We start from the raw sequence: 15,612 nt of genomic DNA on the forward strand, positions 1-15,612 counted from the left end.
ATCTCCTCAGGCAAAAGCGAGGTAACGCGCCGGGTTGTCGACGAAGAAATCATGCAGCAGCGCTTCGCCGTCAAACCCGGCTTCCCGGGCCTCGTCAATGAATCTTGGCCGCCAGTCGCTAAGAATAAATTTCAGTCCCAGCCCCCCTTTGCCGTAATGCGCGCTCATGGATTTACGGGCAAAATCGCCGCCGATTAAGATCTGCTTTTGATAACCGCGCTGGCAGAGCGCCAGGATGGCCTGGGTACGGATGTGCTCTGGGTGATATTTTATGCGGCTGATACCGTCGAAAGAGAGAAACGCCCCGGTGTTGGCGATCTGACGGTGCAGCCAGGGATCGGGGTTGCGATCCATATGAGCAAAACATAAGCGGGAGAGATCCAGCCCCCATTTTTTAAAGAGCTGCGCCTGCTCGAGTCCCATCGTCCCCATTTCCGTATGGCTGTGCATCGGCGCCCCGGTGCGCTGCTGGGCGCGAACGATAACCTCCATGGTTTTTTGTTCCAGAGGGGAAATGGCGTTATAGCCGGTACCGCACTTCACCACGCCGGCCCGATGTTCGGTGCCCTCTATCCCCTCAGTGACCTCGCGACAGACATGTTCAACCAGTTCATCAACCTCTGAATGTGCAATCCATTCGGCGAAAGTTTGCGCGGAGCCCGGCCGCTTGCTGCTCCACAGAAAGCCTTTGTTAAAACCCGCAGTGGCGATAATGTGCAGCTGCTGGCGCTGCGCCATGGCGGCGACGGCTGCGGCCTGACGGCCATAATCCGGCGCGGTGGCGTCGTAGATGGCGTTACCACCCGCCCGGCGGAAGTCGCTTAATTCACGCTCTGAAGCCTGCGGATCGTCGAGTAACAGATCGTCATCCTGACGCTCGGCCCAATAGGGCGGAATACAGTAGATATGGTCGTGGCTGTAGGTGACGCCCAGCTGATTAGCGGAAATATCCCCGTTTAACGTTCGAATGATGCCCATTTTTCTTGCTCCCCGGAACGGATAAGAAGGTGCTTTCAACATAGGCGCGCCCCACTTGACCAGTCAAGTGATCAAGTTCGCATCCGTCATATAAAATTTCTATCTGTGAGGTAGGTCGACATTAACATTTATGTGACGTTGTCACATAAATGGATTCGGGATAAAAAAACCGTTACTCATGGAAAAACATACGTATCCCGGGTGAGGTGATTAAATTTATGTTACTTAAATTCAATGGGATACACACTCACTAAGCCAATTCATTCCTGACTAATAATTCATAGCTTTGATTAAAATGTTTAATTGAATGAATCGATAAAGAGAGTATTGTTAAAAACAATGATGAGCGGAGATAAATAAATGTTACGTGATTTTTTGAAGGTAGAAAAAGAGGATCGTCTGGTCGAACAACAGGACGCCAGCAGCGGTAAAGTGAATTCAACGGACGTCACCGAATGGATTATTGTGAATAAAAATGGTGATAAAAAAGGCCGGGTGGCGTTATTCAATCAATTTACCACCCGCCGTTCCTATTGCGTGAATTACCGCATCACCCAGTTTGATAATAGCGGCAAAGTGGTTGTCGACCGGCTGGCGGAATCAATCTGATCCCGGGGAACGTTATCACGCCGGCGTCCCGCGCCTTTAGCCCGGCCCGTCGCTGGCGGCGGCCAGCAGCGGCACAATCACATCGCTTAACGGCGTGGGGATATGGTGAATACGGCCATATCGCTGAACGACCCCGTTGCGAATATCCCACTCCAGCGGCAGCCCGGCCTCGCGATCCGTCAGTATTGAAGTGCTTAAATCCGGAGGCGCTCGGTGGAAACCGGCGAGAATTTCCTGCGGCACGCCGTCGACCAGGCTGGCGCCTGCGGCGCGCGCCACCGTCAGCCCCTCCTGCAAATAGGCTAAAGCAAGCGCCGTGATATCGTCGCGGGCAAACATCCCTGCCCGCCTCCCCGCCAGCACCATCAGACCGGCGACCGCATTCTGCAGCAGTTTACGCCACGCAACGGAGAGAAAATCCGCGCTGATATCCACTTCACAGCGCGTGTCCCGTAGCGCGTGCCGCACCCGCTCGGCCCCCTCAACATCCGGCAGCGTCAGGCGCGGTTTCGCCCGCAGCCAGACTGACGCTTCAGGTTCACGCTGGGCGGGGAACCAGACGACCGATGGCAGCACGGTAGCTTCCGCCACGTACGGCGCGAACAGCGTTTTTTGTTCAACGCCGTTTTGGAGCACGCAGACTACCGTTCGATCGTGACACAGCGCTTGCAGCCACGGTGCAATAGCCGCAATTTGTGTCGCTTTTACCGCCACAAATACCAGGTCGTACGGCGCGGCGACCGATGCTGGTTCCGTCAAGACCGGCCCCGGCACCACAATATTTCCGCCATCAAAACGCAGCGAAAGCTGCGGGTGCGCGCGGCGGCCGCATACCAGAGGCGTACGGCCAACCTCGTGCAGCGCCGCGGCGATGGTGGTACCAATTGCGCCCGGACCGATCAGCGCAACGGTAGGTTCTTCAACTGTCATCTATGCCTCCAGGCCGCTTCCGGCCCCTGAGATTTCATTGGTACGTAACATAAACGCGACTTCGTTCGCATTACCATTTTATTCATATGGGTAATCTGAATGTGTGTGTCAGCGTACACACTTTTCACCATCAACAAGGAAGGTACATGTTTCCAGAATACAGAGAGCTGATTTCTCGATTGAAAACCAGGCACCCGCGCTTTCAGTCGCTATTCGAAAAACATAATGCACTCGATCACGACATTTCGCGCATAGAAGGAGTCGATGGCAAAGGATACAGTCTCGAGCTTGTACAGATGAAGAAAGAAAAACTTATGTTGAAGGACGAAATGCTCAAAATCCTCCAGCATGAAAGCCTGATGTAAACGATAAGGCCGCCGGATGGCGGCCTTCTTATAGCACCAGGCTACGAGCGAATAAACGCCAGCAGATCGGCGTTAATCACATCGGCGTGCGAGGTATGCATACCGTGCGGAAAGCCGGGATAAATTTTTAGCTGGCTGTTCGGCAGCAGCTTATCCTGCAGTATCGCGGCGTTTTGATAAGGCACAACCTGGTCGTCATCGCCCTGCATCACCAGCACCGGCAGCGTAATGGCTTTTAAATCTTCGGTCTGGTCGGTTTCAGAAAACGCCTTAATCCCCTCATAGTGCGCTTTTGCGCTACCGGTCATGCCCTGCCGCCACCAGTTCTGAATCGTGCCCTGGGACACCTCCGCGCCTTCACGGTTAAAGCCGTAGAACGGCCCGGACGCTACGTCGAGATAAAACTGCGAGCGGTTGGCGGCCAGCGCTTTGCGAAAACCATCAAACACCTCGATTGGCGTACCGCCCGGATTACTCTCCGTTTTTACCATCAATGGCGGAACCGCGCTGATCAGCACCGCTTTGGCCACGCGCCCCTGCGGCTGACCATACTGCGCAACGTAGCGCGCAACCTGCCCGCCGCCGGTGGAATGCCCGATATGCACGGCGTTATGCAGATCCAGATGCTCCGCCACCGCAGAGGCATCGGCGGCATAATGATCCATATCGTGACCGTCACTCACCTGATCTGAACGACCATGACCGCGTCGGTCAATCGCAATCACCCGGAACCCTTCTGCCAGGAAAAACAGCATCTGGTTATCCCAATCATCGGCGCTTAAAGGCCAGCCATGATGGAATACGATCGGCTGCGCCTCCTTCGGGCCCCAGTCTTTAAAGAAGATATTGACGCCGTCTTTGGTTGTCACAAATGCCATGTTACAAACTCCTCTCGTGAGAAAACAAGGCTGCGGGCCTGACGCCTGCAGTGGGTCGGGTCTTAGGGCGGGATGCTATGTCCGGACGATAGCGTCTCGTTAGGTGTGAAAATGACCTGGCTGGAAAAGTGTAGATGATTTTTGTCGATACTGAGCGTTCGCTTTGTATCCGATAAATGGGCTGTAAACAGCCCATTTAAGCATGCAGAAAGGAAAATTTAACGCAGCACGAACTTAATAACGCCGGATGGTTACCGTTTCGGCTCCCGCCTGGTCGAGCGCGGCGAGTCCCTCCTCTATCCGCCCGAGGCTTATCAGCCCGGGGGAGTGGCGAAAATCCTCGCGAAAAATGGCCAGATTGCCCCACGGCGCGTAATAGGCGATGTCGCCGCGCCGTGGGGTCATTGAGGCGCCAGAGTCCGCGTGGCGCAGTTTCGTCGGCAGCCAGGCGATTTTTTCCGTGGAACCATAATCCTCGAGCTTCACCGTCATCGGCAGCTGCGCCAGGAACTCATTAGCCGCTGCGCTCTCATCCAGCGAGCCGACAACCGTGGCGCCATTGAACTCAAACTGAATCTTCACCGCGTTCTCCCGCCCGGCGGCAAATGCCGCCCCCGTCGTAGCAATAAAAATCAATAGCGTGGCGCTAAGAGAGTTGAACATCCGCTCACTCTGCCAGGCCACGAGCGCGCAGGACTTCACTCACCACCGCTACCGCTGAAAAGGCATTTGGCCAGCCGGCATAGAAAGCAGCATGCGCAACGATCTCCCCCGCCTCTTGCGCGGTGAGGCCGTTATCCATCGCCCGGTTAAGATGGTAGCCAATTTGCGCGCTTTGCCCGGCGGCAATCAACGCGCTGACCGTGACCAGGCTGCGGTCGCGCGGCTTCAGCCCCGGTCGCTGCCACAGGTCAAGAAACAGCGGTTGAGTCGTAAACTTCACCAGTCCAGGGGAAATCACGCCGAAGTTCTGTTCTACGGTTGTTGAACGCTGGTTCTCCGCCGCCTGATTAAGAGGGAGCAGCTCCGGGGAGGCAGCAGCCAGCTGCTCGCGGCCAATGCCGCGCGCGACAAAAATATCTTTCGTCACCGCAACGGCGGCCATCGCGTTGGGCCAGCCGGAATAAAAAGCCAGATGCGTGACGATCTCTGAGATTTCAGCCGCCGTGACGTCGTTATCCAGAGCAACTTCAACGTTATGTTTTAGCTCCGCCGGCTGATTACGGGCGATAAGAATCGCCACGGTCACGATGCTGCGGTCGCGATGCGAGAGTTCTGTTCTCTGCCAGAGATCCCCTATCAGCACCTCGCTGCCGAAACGGGCAAGCGCCGGCGCGACGGATTGAATATCCTCAGCGGACAATACGGATGGACTACGTGGAGCCATTTTTTCACCTCTTTTTTCTTCTGCCAGGGCTGGCGCGCCCAGCATTAACGACATTGCAGCTACGGCAATAAAAGCTTTCATCCTGAACACCTTTCCGACACGTTAATTCTTCAGCCTTTCCACCAGTTGACGCTGGTATTCAGGCAGTTGATCGCGGCTGGCACGCTGAAAAACCAGCGGAGGCAGCCAGGTCATTCCCGCATGCAGCGCGCTGGCCTTCATTGGCGTAAAGACGTCGGCCAGGCTGACGCCCGTTCGCCCGGTCTCGCCGTATGTCGCGTCACCGCCTGCGGCCGTCGTGACAATCAGCATCTCTTTGCCCTGCCATACTCCCGGCCCTACGCTGCCCCAGGTATCGTTCAGCCAGGCCTTCATCATCGGGGTGATGTTGAACCAGTGGGTCGGGAAGATAAAAACGATGCGCGAGTGTTCCCGCATGAGCCTTCGCTCTTCATCGGCATTGATATTTCGGGTATCAAAACCGTAAAGCGCCTCGAGATTGCGTACGGTCACGCCGGGTACGCTTTGCGCTGCGGCCTCAAGACCTTTGGTCATGACCGATTGCTCAGGATACGGATGAGAGACGATAACCAGCGTATTAGCCTCTGCGGCACGGCTGGTAGAGGTAAAGCTAAACAGAAACGCGGTGACGGCCAAAAGCCAGAACAGACCGGGAATACAGCGGCGCGAATAGTTCATCAAGCTCTCCTTCTCTTTTGCCACAGGGTAAGGCGCGGAATAAGAAGGAGCCAGCCCTCGCTATCGAATGGGGCTGTGAGTTATTTTCATCAATCGGGCTACAGACCGAGCGGCTTCATTTCCCGCACAAGGGAGATTAACAGGCGCAGCCCGGTGGGAACCTGATGACGGCTGGAGTAATAGATATAGAATCCCGGTCCGTATGAGGCCCAGTCGGTCAGCACCAGACGCAGGCGCCCTGTGCTGACGTGCTCTGCTATCAGCGGTTCCGGCAGGTACATCAGGCCAAACCCCTGCAGAATGGCCACCACGCCCGTCTCCGCCAGATCGACCGTTAACAGCGGCGGTACTTTGACGGTGAGCTGCTCTTCGCCACGTTCAAACTCCCATTTATAAATGCGGTTGTTTCCCAGACGATTGCTGACGCAGCGGTGCTGTTGAAGATCGTGAGGATGCCGGGGCTCGCCAAAGCGGGCAAGATATTCCGGGGATGCGGCGACCACCCAGCGCACATCGGCAGACAGCCGCTGCGCCACCATATCTTCAGGCACGGTTCCGCCATAGCGGATCCCTGCGTCAAACCGCGCTTCCGTTACATCAACAATGCGGTTGCTGGCCACGATATCCAGCTCAATATCGGGGTAACGTTCAGCAAAAACAGGCAGGACCGGGGCCAGCAGCAGCGTGGCCGCCTCAACGGCGACGTTGAGCCGAATATGTCCCGCAGGCGAGTCGCGGTACGGATTGAGCTGTTCAATCGCGACATCGATTGAAGCGAGCGGCTCGCTTACCGCGTTGATCAGACTTTAACCGGCCGCCGTCAGGGAAACGCTTTTGGTCGTGCGGTTCAGCAGACGCACACCCAGCCGCGCCTCAAATCCCTTGATCGCGTGGCTCAGCGTCGATGCGCTCACCCCAAGTTCAACGGCAGCTTTACTAAAACTCTGATGGCGGGAGATGGCGAAAAAATAGACAAGATCGGCCATGTCGGCACGGGTTACATTCATACGGTCTCGCTAACTGGATAGAAATTAATCTGAAAAACAACGTTACCTTGATGTGATGGCGTATCGTGACGTTGATCCGACCAGGAAAATCAAAGACCTGGATGCACGAGCAATCTTCCGGGCGGTATGTTTATACTACAGGCGTCAGCCTTGATAAACTGACCTTCCGACCGGAGAAAACCCATTTTATCCGCCAGAGGCGCATTTATGTTACCTGATTGCGATAAAGCCATCGTCCTGCTGCATGAAATCTACGGCATCAACGCGCATATTCAGCGATCCGCCGCGACCTGGCGCAGCCGCGGCTTCGATGCGTACACGCCAGCGTTTTTCCCTCACTCTGCGCCGTTCGCCTATGAGCAGCAGGAGCAGGCCTGGCACCACTTTTCCGATAACGTCGGATTTGATACCGCCGCCATCGTGTCGCTGCTGGCCGAACTAAGAGCGAAATACGGCACGCTAATCCTTATCGGCTACAGCGTAGGCGCCACCTTAGCCTGGCTGGCCGCCAGAAGCGGACTCTGCGACGGTGCGGTTTGCCACTACGGTTCACGGATCCGCCAGTACTGCGATGCGGCGCCTCCGTGCCCAACGCAGGTGGTTCTCGCCCGCCATGAACCGGCGTTCGATCCCCGCGCCCTGCAAAACGAGCTGGAGAAATATCCCTCCGTGGCCTGCCGGATGTTCAATGCGCAGCACGGCTTTTGCGATGCCGACAGTCCGGCGTGGGATGCGCGCCTTGCGCAGCAGGCGGACGAAGACACGCTGCGGTTTTTAACGCTTATTCAGCAAAGACAGGAGGCCTGATGCATCAGATATTTCAATGGATTAACGAACCCGCGACATGGTCAGAAGAGGACGGCGAACTGCGCGTTGTCACCGATGCGCAAACCGACTTCTGGCGCGAAACCTGGTACGGGTTTGAGCGTTTTTCCGGGCATATCTACGCCACGGAAGCCGCGGGGGACTTCACCTTTCAGGTAAGGGTGCGAGCAGATTTCAGTACGCTGTATGACCAGGCAGGGATCATGTTAATGCAGGACGCCAGGCGCTGGATTAAGGCCGGTATCGAGTACAACGACGGCGCGCCCGCTATCGGTAGCGTATTGACGCAGGAAACATCAGACTGGGCAACCGGTATTTTCCCGGGCGACCCCGGTGAGTTCTGGCTGCGTCTGACCCGCCGCGGAGAAGCGCTGCGCCTGCAGTATTCAACGGACGGTCAACTGTGGCCGCTGCTGCGGCTGTGCCCTTTTCCGGGCGGCGCGGCGAAGGTCGGCATCATGTGCTGCACGCCGCAGCGCAGCGGCCTGCGGGTTACTTTCGACCAGATATCACTGCTGCCGCCGAATGATAAAGATTTGCACGATCTGAGCTGAGCAGCCGGCTCGCGCGCGGGCAAAATCGCTGAAGAATCGCGACGGAGGTATGATTTCTGACTCCCCGGGCTGCCCGTGCTCGCGCCTTGCTGCTAGATTGGCAGCAGCTTTCAGGCGAAAAATGAGGAGGAGCCATGTTTTCCTACATCATGCTCGGCACTAACGATCTGCCGCGCGCGATTCGTTTTTACGACCCGTTGATGGAGATGCTGGGGCAGCCCCGGAGCGGCCGCAGCGAGCTAGGCGCATCGTGGGGGACATTCAGCGGAAACCGCACCATCGGGCTGTGCGTTGGCAAACCGTTCAACCAGCAGCAGGCAACAGCGGGCAACGGCGCTATGGTGGCCCTGAACGCACGTTCGGTTGAGCATATTCAGCAGCTGCATCAGCTGGCGCTACGCCTGGGAGGAAGTGATGAAGGCGCCCCAGGACATCGCCCGCAGTACGGTGAAGGTTTCCACAGCGCCTACGTCAGAGATCCGGACGGCAATAAGCTGGCGTTTGTTTATTACGCAAACGCAGACTAAACCCCACGCCGGAAAGTTAAGGCAGGGTTAGCGCATGGCGAAACCCTGCGCAACAACCCTGGCAACTCTCAATATAGCGACGGATGCTCTCAGCCAGATGATTCGATTTCGGCAAATGGCCATGCAAATCGCGGCCTTGTCTGCATCAGCCTTCCGTAAACATTCCCGACCTGAACGTCTCCCTCATGGCTTCGATCTCTTGCTGGCGGGCCGCCTTTAAGGCAGACAGCATATTGCAGGTAAAATCCACAAAGCCAACGCCGTTGGCGGTCACCAGGTTACCGTCGCGTACCGAAGGCTCGTTTCTGTACCGCGCGGCGCCGCTGTAGGCTGACCCCGCCCGGCTCTGCAGGTAGGCCAGCCCGTTCGAGGTGTGGTCGACATCATTGAGAAAGCCATGCGCGCCAAGAAAGGCCGAAGCGTCGCATATCGCGCCTACCACAATCTGCCGGGCCTGCGCTTGTTCTACCAGAGGTACAACCCGCCGGGCCTCCTCTCCCCACCAGTTCATTCCGCCCACCAGCACCAGCGCGGCGTAATCATCGGGTATCGTCTCGAAGGTATAATCCGGCAGGCAGCGCACCCCGCCAATTGACCTCACCGGCCCCTCATCGGCAGCCACGGTTCTGACTTCGTATCGCGGTTCCCATACGCCAAACCCGCGGCGCAGCCCCGGTGCCAGCAGCGCGAACTCCCAGTCGGCGTACTCCTGGATGAGGACAAACAGCACTTCTTTACGCGTATCCATAGACATCGCACTCTCCTTTTATTAACAGAATTTGCCGTCGCAGCATCCGGGATACCGATGGACACTATCGCCGTACCGCCGCCAAAAACTGTATAAATTCACAGTATAAAAGGCAAGGCTATTTTGCTCCTTGCGGCAACCCGAATCGATTTTTGCGAGTCAGCTCCCCGGATAGAAAACTATCCGGGGCAATGGCTATCGTCTCCCGCGCGCTGAGCCCGCGTTTAATGAAATAGGCCTGCGCGCCAGGAGAACCTCCCTCGTGATGTACAGCGTATATCCCTCCGGCCGCAGCCTGGGCGCCCGCAGTTCTTTCAGCGTAATACCGACGATATCTCCCGATTGAAGACGTTGACGGATCGCGCTACCGCTCAGCCGCAGCGCTCGTCTCAGGACCGACAGCAGGCTGGTCTGAAAGGCGCGCGTGACCCTGACATCCACCCTCACCTGAGAAGCGCGAACAAGGTTGATGCGCCAGCGTTCCTGAACCACAAAGTCAGGCGTACCCGATAGCGCCGCGCGATTACGCCGCAGAACGACCGGATCGTGAGAGTAAGCCTCGACGGCAGATTTATCGTTAGCGATAAGTCGCGCGTAGAGCTGCGGATTGATTTTGCTGACGGGCAAACGCGAGAACAGGCTGATGTTCCAGGTATACGCGCAGCGCACGCACTTATAGATACTCCAGACATCGAGCACTTTTTTTTGCGAGTTGACCCGGAAGGCACCGGATGGGGTGAAATCCTGCTGCCCATGACAGGCGGGGCAGCGCTTGCTAATCAGCTGATAGCCGACTGGCCTGACGTTCCATGTAATTTTCATGGTGAACCTTTTTTTAACCCATACAAAAGCGGATCCGTGGAAAACGGACCGTGATTTTTGCGATGTGAAAAATATTTAGAGAATACTTTTCAGTGGGTTAAAAAAAGATTTCCAACGCGACGACCCTGTCTGACCGTGAATGAATGCGTTCAAGAGTAGCAAAGCGGCAAGCGGGCTAAATATGCATTAAATCAATAAATACATAGAAATCATTCACAAACGACGTTATTTACCTTCTGTTCACAAAACGAGAAGCGGCTCACTGATCAAACAAACCTAAACGTTTATGTTTAGCCTCATAAACGTTTAGGTCAAGGAAATAGCCGTCTGTATCGCGGGTAATTTCATAAATACAGAGAGCGAAATATGCGTAAAGCAACGATGCGGGATGTGAGTGAAGCGACGGGATTTTCTATGTTTACCGTTTCACGCGCGCTAAACGGTGGCGATGGCGTTGCTGACGACAGCCGGGAGCTGATTTTAAAAGTGGCGCGAGAACTCGGCTACGTACCTAACCGCGCGGCCCAGGCGCTACGCCGCTCAAGCAGGGACTCGGTGGCGGTGATTACCGCCCATGCCTCGAACTCTTACTACCTTAACCTGATGTCCGGTATTCAGCAGATGCTGCAGCCGTCGCAGTGGACCGTAGTGCTTGGCGATATCGCGGTCAACGGTACCTACGACCGCGCGCAGGAAGATCGCATGATTAACCGCCTGATCGAGTCGCGAATGGCCGGGATCATTTCGACGGTGACGCTTCAGCCGGAAAGCCTGAGCCTGCTGGCGAAATGGGATATTCCGGTCGTCTTCGTTGACTCACCTCCCCGCGGCGAGCACAACTTTCCCAGCGTCACGACCGACAATTATCAGGCCAGCCTGCTGGTGGGAAACCATCTGGCGCAGCACGGCTATAAAAGCTGGCTGCTCCTCATCTACCCGGACCGCTGGACCACGCGTTTTGAACGCGAGCGCGGTATTCGCGAGGCCGCAGAGCGCTGCGGCGCAACGCTTGAAGTTGTCGAAACGGAGAACGACGCGCAGTCGGCTGCGGACACCCTGAGCCGATACCTGGACCGCCAGACATCGCTGCCGGACGCGCTTATTGCCGGTAACAACCCTATTCTGCTGGGTTCACTTAAACAGCTTCAGCAGCGCCAGATAGCCATCCCCGACGATATGGCGCTTATCGCCTACGATGAATTCGACTGGGCGCCGCTATTAAATCCGCCGCTAACGGTGCTCAATGAAAACAGCGAAGAGATTGGCAGGCAGTCGGCTGAAATGCTTATCCAGTTAATTCATCCGGAAGGAAAAGGAGAAATTAATACCCAGCGTAAAGTTCCCGCCGAGCTGGTTATTCGCCAGTCCTGCGGCTGTAGAAAATGAATAACTATTAAAAAGATTGCTGACAACGTATCGCCCGGACGGCATTGCCCGGCGGCGCTTCCCCTGCACGGGCCGACAGAAATGGCGCTTGCGGTTTTCGTCGGCCGGGTAAGGCGCCACCCGACAAAAAAGCGGGCTACGGCGTGCTATACGCGCTCATCATTTTAGCGATGTAAATAACGGCTGAATTTCAGTCGCTACCGAAAAACAACATCAGGGGATTATTTCTGAGGCTTCCCCACACCTGGCCGTACCTTATACCACACGATAATGAAAGGAGCAGAATATGACCAAACTTCGCAAAGCATGGCTGGCTGTCGCGGTTAGCGCGGTAATCACCACCATGACAGGGTTTATTCCCGCAGCCAGCGCCGCGCCGCAGGATGGCAAAAAAATCTCCCGCATCGGCTTAATGGTGCAGGACATGTCCAACCCCTTCTTCTCGGCAATGGAAAGGAACGCTAAGCAGGCCGCGGCGCAAATCGGCGCAACCCTTAACGTACAGGATGCGCAGGTCGATCTGGCAAACCAGAACACGCAGATTGACGCGTTTATTCAGCAGAAAGTGGATCTCATCATTATTTCCGCCGTCGATGAATCCGGGATCGAGCCGGCCATTCAGCGGGCAAAAGCCGCCGGAATTATCGTTATCGCGGTCGATACGCCCGCGAAAGGCGCAGACGCGGCGATCATGACCAACGCCATCCAGGCCGGGGAAACCTCCTGCGAATACCTGTTCAGCCAGATGGGCGGCAAAGGCAAAGTGCTGCTGGTGGATGGCACGCCGATTCAGACCATTATCGACCGCATCAAAGGCTGTAAAAACGTCGCGCAAAAATACCCGGATATCAAAATCGTCGGCCAGCAGGCATCGCGCAACGACCGCGCTTCCGGCCTGATGGTGACCACCGACATGCTCACGGCCAATCCGGACGTCGCCGGTATTTTCGGCATGAACGATCCTTCCGCGCTCGGTGCGGTACTGGCCGTTGAACAGGCAGGCAAAGCGGGCGCGATCAAAGTTACCGGCGTCGACGGTAGCCCGGAAGCGGTTGAAGAACTTAAGCGCAGCGGCTCGCCGTTTATCGGTACCGCAACGCAAAATCCGGGCGAAATGGTGCGCCAGGCCATCACGCTTGCTCAGGATATGGTCGACGGCAAACCGATCGCCTCTCATACCGTCCTGATCCCCAGCGTACTGGTCACCCGCGATAACGTCGACAGCTATCCGGGCTGGTAATCACTTCGTCACTTTAAGAGGCAAAAACGGGATGGCGCTCAGGTTCATCCCGGAGGGCAAAGACAATGGCCGATACAACATCACCTCCCTTGCTCAGGCTGGAAGGGATTTCAAAACGCTACGGCGCGACCCTGGCGCTGAACAACGTACGCTTTGATTTATTCGCCGGAGAGGTCCATGCCCTGATGGGGGAAAACGGCGCGGGCAAATCCACGCTGATGAAGATCCTCTCCGGTAACGAGCAGCGCGATAGCGGCGTTATTTTTATCGACGGGCAGGAGATTGATATTCGCACGCCCAGGGATGCCCGCAAATATGGCATCGCCATTATCCACCAGGAGCTGAATACGGTTCCCGATATGACGGTGGCGGAAAACCTGTTTCTCGGCCAGGAACCGACCGCTTTCGCCGGTATTCTCGATCGCAAACGGATGCACCGGGAGGCCCGGGAGAAGCTGGACCGGATTAACGCGGACATCGACCCGCAGGCGCCGCTCGGCTCGTTGAGCATCGGACGTCAGCAAATGGTCGAGATCGCCCGCGCCGTCAGTGAAAACGCCAAAGTGCTGGTGCTTGATGAGCCGACCGCCGCCCTGTCGCGGGCGGAGACTCTCCAGCTATACCGGCTGATCGAGCAGATGCGTCAGGATGGCGTCGGGATGGTCTATATCTCGCACCGCATGGAAGAGGTATGGCAGCTGGCAAACCGGGTCACGGTCTTCAGGGACGGCACGTGGATCGGCACGGAAATCCTCGGCAACGTCTCAACCACCGATATCGTCCGCATGATGGTCGGCCGGCAAATCGTCGATCTTTATCAGCACGAGCCGCGTACGCCCGGCAAGGTACTGCTGGAAGTCAGGGATCTGGCAGGCAGTGCGACCGGCCCGGTCTCCTTTGAGGTCAACGCGGGCGAAGTGGTGAGCATGTCCGGTCTGGTGGGCTCCGGGCGAACCGAAGTCGCTCGCCTGCTCTTCGGCGCCGACCCGCGCACCCAGGGAAGCGTGCGCATTGACGGCCGGGCGAGCAATCCGGCAGACCCCACCGCCGCTATCGCCGACGGTATCGGGATGGTGACCGAAGACCGCAAAACTCAGGGACTCTTTCTCGGGCATTCGGTTGAGCACAACATTGATATCAGCTCGCTGGATAGCTTTGTCGCCGGCGGCGTGGTGAAACGCAAGTCGATTCGCGCCGCCGTCCTTGAGCAGATGCGCAGGCTGCGGCTGCGGGAAAATGCGGTTGAACTGCCCGTCAGCGCCCTGTCCGGCGGAAACCAGCAGAAAGCGGCGCTGGCGCGCTGGCTGCTGCGCAATTCGAGGCTGCTTATTCTCGATGAACCGACCCGCGGCGTGGATATCGGCGCCAAAAGGGAAATCTACGAACTGATCGACAAGCTCGCCCGCGCCGGGAAAGCCATTCTGGTGATCTCCTCCGATTTACCGGAGGCCATCGGCATTAGCGACCGCGTGCTGGTCATGCGCGGCGGGCGAATCGTTCATCAGTTACCCTCGTTTTCAGCCACGGAAGAAGAAGTGATGCTGCACGCAACAGGAACCTTTACCAGTCAATCCGGAGAATGCCATGGACAACAATAAACCTGTGACGGAATTGCCGGTCAAAGCGCCGTTTGATTTTGCGAAATGGTGGGATCGGGTGGGGATCTTAATCGTTCTGCTGGTGCTGCTGATCCTGATGTCCACCTTCGCGCCAAACTTTAACCGCGTCGATAATCTGCTGAATATCGCCCGCTCGATTTCCGTCAACGCTATTCTGGCGGCGGGCATGACCTTCGTCATTTTAACCAGCGGCATTGATTTATCCGTCGGGTCAATCGTCGCCGTTTCCGGCGTAGTCTCAGTGGTCGCGGCGATGGCCGGGCTCCCTGCGCCGCTGGCGATTCTGGCCGGCGTTGGCGTGGGCGCGCTGTGCGGTCTGCTTAACGGCGTGCTCACCGCCTATCTCGCCCTCGCGCCCTTTATCGTCACTCTCGGCACGATGACCTTCCTGCGCGGTATGGCCTACACCATTACCGAAGGGCAGCCTATTGTGTCGAGCAGCCTGAGCTTCCGCGAGCTGGGAAATGGCTATCTTGCCGGTATCCCCGTGCCGGTCATTATTATGCTGATTGTTTATCTGCTGGCGTGGTTCATTCTTGAGCGCACGCGGTTCGGCCGTCATATCTATGCCGTCGGCGGCAACGCCCAGGCCGCGCGCCTGGCTGGCGTACGGGTCAAACGCGTGCTGGCGGCGGTCTACATGATTGCCGGCGTCTGCGCGGGTCTGGCAGGCATTATCTTCGCCGCCAGGGTGATTTCCGCCCAGCCCACGGCGGGTACGGGATATGAGCTGGACGCCATTGCGGCGGTGGTGCTGGGAGGCACCAGCCTCGCCGGTGGACGCGGGCGGATTATCGGCACCCTGATTGGGTCGATTATTCTTGGCGTACTCAGCACCGGCCTGATTCTGCTGAGCGTGCCCTTTTTCACCCAGCTATTGATTAAAGGCATCGTCATCATTCTTGCCGTGGCGATTGACGGGCTGAAGCAGCATCCGGAGCTGTTTACCTTCTGGCGGAAAAAAGAGATCGCCCGTACCCGCTAGCTTTCCCTGACGCTTTGTTTATCCGCCGCGCTGGCGGCGGGTCTTCGCACGCT

General features: G+C 57.0%; 17 protein-coding genes and 1 pseudogene. 9 read left to right on the forward strand and 9 right to left on the reverse strand.

Features of this window, described 5'->3' with window-relative positions:
• Window positions 1-6 precede the first annotated feature (6 nt).
• Window positions 7-978, reverse strand: coding sequence for a phosphotriesterase (locus F8562_RS16130; protein WP_014229420.1), 972 nt, complete (start codon window positions 976-978; stop codon window positions 7-9).
• Window positions 979-1,338: 360 nt separating this feature from the next.
• Here F8562_RS16130 and F8562_RS16135 point away from each other — a divergent pair, with 360 nt between their 5' ends.
• The gene (locus F8562_RS16135; protein ID WP_014838528.1) at window positions 1,339-1,587 is read left to right on the forward strand and encodes a hypothetical protein; all 249 of its coding nucleotides are present in this window, start codon (window positions 1,339-1,341) and stop codon (window positions 1,585-1,587) included.
• Between the two features lie 36 nt (window positions 1,588-1,623).
• Here the strand turns inward: F8562_RS16135 and F8562_RS16140 are convergent, their stop codons facing one another.
• The gene (locus F8562_RS16140; RefSeq protein WP_014838529.1) at window positions 1,624-2,517 is read right to left on the reverse strand and encodes an oxidoreductase; all 894 of its coding nucleotides are present in this window, start codon (window positions 2,515-2,517) and stop codon (window positions 1,624-1,626) included.
• Between the two features lie 146 nt (window positions 2,518-2,663).
• Here F8562_RS16140 and F8562_RS16145 point away from each other — a divergent pair, with 146 nt between their 5' ends.
• A complete protein-coding gene (locus F8562_RS16145) occupies window positions 2,664-2,882 on the forward strand; it encodes a YdcH family protein (protein WP_094909316.1) in 219 nt (72 codons plus the stop codon).
• Window positions 2,883-2,923: 41 nt separating this feature from the next.
• Here F8562_RS16145 and F8562_RS16150 read toward each other — a convergent pair whose 3' ends face one another.
• From F8562_RS16150 to F8562_RS16170, 5 genes and pseudogenes are all read right to left on the reverse strand, one after another.
• On the reverse strand, window positions 2,924-3,760 hold the full coding sequence (locus F8562_RS16150) for an alpha/beta fold hydrolase (RefSeq protein ID WP_014838530.1): 837 nt from the start codon (window positions 3,758-3,760) through the stop codon (window positions 2,924-2,926).
• A gap of 234 nt (window positions 3,761-3,994) precedes the next feature.
• Window positions 3,995-4,423, reverse strand: a complete 429-nt coding sequence (locus F8562_RS16155; RefSeq protein ID WP_014229427.1) for a cyclophilin-like fold protein — start codon at window positions 4,421-4,423, stop codon at window positions 3,995-3,997.
• A 4-nt stretch (window positions 4,424-4,427) separates the two neighbouring features.
• Window positions 4,428-5,228, reverse strand: a complete 801-nt coding sequence (locus F8562_RS16160; protein WP_014838531.1) for a carboxymuconolactone decarboxylase family protein — start codon at window positions 5,226-5,228, stop codon at window positions 4,428-4,430.
• Between the two features lie 21 nt (window positions 5,229-5,249).
• Window positions 5,250-5,846, reverse strand: coding sequence for an NAD(P)H-dependent oxidoreductase (locus tag F8562_RS16165; RefSeq protein WP_014838532.1), 597 nt, complete (start codon window positions 5,844-5,846; stop codon window positions 5,250-5,252).
• A gap of 98 nt (window positions 5,847-5,944) precedes the next feature.
• A pseudogene (locus F8562_RS16170) lies at window positions 5,945-6,853 on the reverse strand (LysR substrate-binding domain-containing protein).
• A gap of 207 nt (window positions 6,854-7,060) precedes the next feature.
• Between F8562_RS16170 and F8562_RS16175 the strand changes: the two are divergent.
• From F8562_RS16175 to F8562_RS16185, 3 genes are all read left to right on the forward strand, one after another.
• Window positions 7,061-7,660 (forward strand): dienelactone hydrolase family protein, encoded by a 600-nt coding sequence (locus F8562_RS16175; protein ID WP_094909314.1) that lies wholly within the window; start codon window positions 7,061-7,063, stop codon window positions 7,658-7,660.
• Complete coding sequence (locus tag F8562_RS16180) at window positions 7,660-8,232, forward strand: DUF1349 domain-containing protein (RefSeq protein WP_014838535.1); 573 nt, start codon at window positions 7,660-7,662, stop codon at window positions 8,230-8,232. The genes F8562_RS16175 and F8562_RS16180 overlap by 1 nt, the downstream gene beginning before the upstream one ends.
• A 134-nt stretch (window positions 8,233-8,366) precedes the next feature.
• Entirely contained in the window at window positions 8,367-8,759 is a 393-nt protein-coding gene (locus F8562_RS16185) for a VOC family protein (protein ID WP_014838536.1), read from the forward strand.
• A 145-nt stretch (window positions 8,760-8,904) separates the two neighbouring features.
• Here F8562_RS16185 and F8562_RS16190 read toward each other — a convergent pair whose 3' ends face one another.
• A complete protein-coding gene (locus tag F8562_RS16190) occupies window positions 8,905-9,513 on the reverse strand; it encodes a DJ-1/PfpI family protein (RefSeq protein WP_014838537.1) in 609 nt (202 codons plus the stop codon).
• Between the two features lie 189 nt (window positions 9,514-9,702).
• Window positions 9,703-10,329, reverse strand: a complete 627-nt coding sequence (locus F8562_RS16195; RefSeq protein WP_014229435.1) for a DUF1062 domain-containing protein — start codon at window positions 10,327-10,329, stop codon at window positions 9,703-9,705.
• Between the two features lie 366 nt (window positions 10,330-10,695).
• Between F8562_RS16195 and F8562_RS16200 the strand changes: the two genes are divergently transcribed.
• The 4 genes from F8562_RS16200 to F8562_RS16215 all read left to right on the forward strand — a co-directional run bounded on the left by F8562_RS16200 (window position 10,696) and on the right by F8562_RS16215 (window position 15,559).
• Window positions 10,696-11,715, forward strand: coding sequence for a LacI family DNA-binding transcriptional regulator (locus F8562_RS16200; RefSeq protein ID WP_032719146.1), 1,020 nt, complete (start codon window positions 10,696-10,698; stop codon window positions 11,713-11,715).
• Window positions 11,716-12,001: 286 nt separating this feature from the next.
• Complete coding sequence (locus tag F8562_RS16205) at window positions 12,002-12,955, forward strand: ABC transporter substrate-binding protein (protein ID WP_014229437.1); 954 nt, start codon at window positions 12,002-12,004, stop codon at window positions 12,953-12,955.
• Between the two features lie 65 nt (window positions 12,956-13,020).
• On the forward strand, window positions 13,021-14,553 hold the full coding sequence (locus tag F8562_RS16210; protein ID WP_014838539.1) for a sugar ABC transporter ATP-binding protein: 1,533 nt from the start codon (window positions 13,021-13,023) through the stop codon (window positions 14,551-14,553).
• Complete coding sequence (locus F8562_RS16215; protein WP_004851056.1) at window positions 14,540-15,559, forward strand: ABC transporter permease subunit; 1,020 nt, start codon at window positions 14,540-14,542, stop codon at window positions 15,557-15,559. The genes F8562_RS16210 and F8562_RS16215 overlap by 14 nt, the downstream gene beginning before the upstream one ends.
• Window positions 15,560-15,612: the final 53 nt, after the last annotated feature.

The organism is Klebsiella sp. RCJ4, from assembly GCF_009025755.1.
In the GTDB taxonomy this organism is placed as follows: Bacteria; Pseudomonadota; Gammaproteobacteria; order Enterobacterales; family Enterobacteriaceae; genus Klebsiella; species Klebsiella michiganensis.

Bases quoted from the DNA above. Each gene is read 5' to 3' on its own strand.
- F8562_RS16130 (WP_014229420.1), bottom strand. From the start codon at position 978: ATGGGCATCATTCGAACGTTAAACGGGGATATTTCCGCTAATCAGCTG.
- F8562_RS16135 (WP_014838528.1), top strand. From the start codon at position 1,339: ATGTTACGTGATTTTTTGAAGGTAGAAAAAGAGGATCGTCTGGTCGAA.
- F8562_RS16140 (WP_014838529.1), bottom strand. From the start codon at position 2,517: ATGACAGTTGAAGAACCTACCGTTGCGCTGATCGGTCCGGGCGCAATT.
- F8562_RS16145 (WP_094909316.1), top strand. From the start codon at position 2,664: ATGTTTCCAGAATACAGAGAGCTGATTTCTCGATTGAAAACCAGGCAC.
- F8562_RS16150 (WP_014838530.1), bottom strand. From the start codon at position 3,760: ATGGCATTTGTGACAACCAAAGACGGCGTCAATATCTTCTTTAAAGAC.
- F8562_RS16155 (WP_014229427.1), bottom strand. From the start codon at position 4,423: ATGTTCAACTCTCTTAGCGCCACGCTATTGATTTTTATTGCTACGACG.
- F8562_RS16160 (WP_014838531.1), bottom strand. From the start codon at position 5,228: ATGAAAGCTTTTATTGCCGTAGCTGCAATGTCGTTAATGCTGGGCGCG.
- F8562_RS16165 (WP_014838532.1), bottom strand. From the start codon at position 5,846: ATGAACTATTCGCGCCGCTGTATTCCCGGTCTGTTCTGGCTTTTGGCC.
- F8562_RS16175 (WP_094909314.1), top strand. From the start codon at position 7,061: ATGTTACCTGATTGCGATAAAGCCATCGTCCTGCTGCATGAAATCTAC.
- F8562_RS16180 (WP_014838535.1), top strand. From the start codon at position 7,660: ATGCATCAGATATTTCAATGGATTAACGAACCCGCGACATGGTCAGAA.
- F8562_RS16185 (WP_014838536.1), top strand. From the start codon at position 8,367: ATGTTTTCCTACATCATGCTCGGCACTAACGATCTGCCGCGCGCGATT.
- F8562_RS16190 (WP_014838537.1), bottom strand. From the start codon at position 9,513: ATGTCTATGGATACGCGTAAAGAAGTGCTGTTTGTCCTCATCCAGGAG.
- F8562_RS16195 (WP_014229435.1), bottom strand. From the start codon at position 10,329: ATGAAAATTACATGGAACGTCAGGCCAGTCGGCTATCAGCTGATTAGC.
- F8562_RS16200 (WP_032719146.1), top strand. From the start codon at position 10,696: ATGCGTAAAGCAACGATGCGGGATGTGAGTGAAGCGACGGGATTTTCT.
- F8562_RS16205 (WP_014229437.1), top strand. From the start codon at position 12,002: ATGACCAAACTTCGCAAAGCATGGCTGGCTGTCGCGGTTAGCGCGGTA.
- F8562_RS16210 (WP_014838539.1), top strand. From the start codon at position 13,021: ATGGCCGATACAACATCACCTCCCTTGCTCAGGCTGGAAGGGATTTCA.
- F8562_RS16215 (WP_004851056.1), top strand. From the start codon at position 14,540: ATGGACAACAATAAACCTGTGACGGAATTGCCGGTCAAAGCGCCGTTT.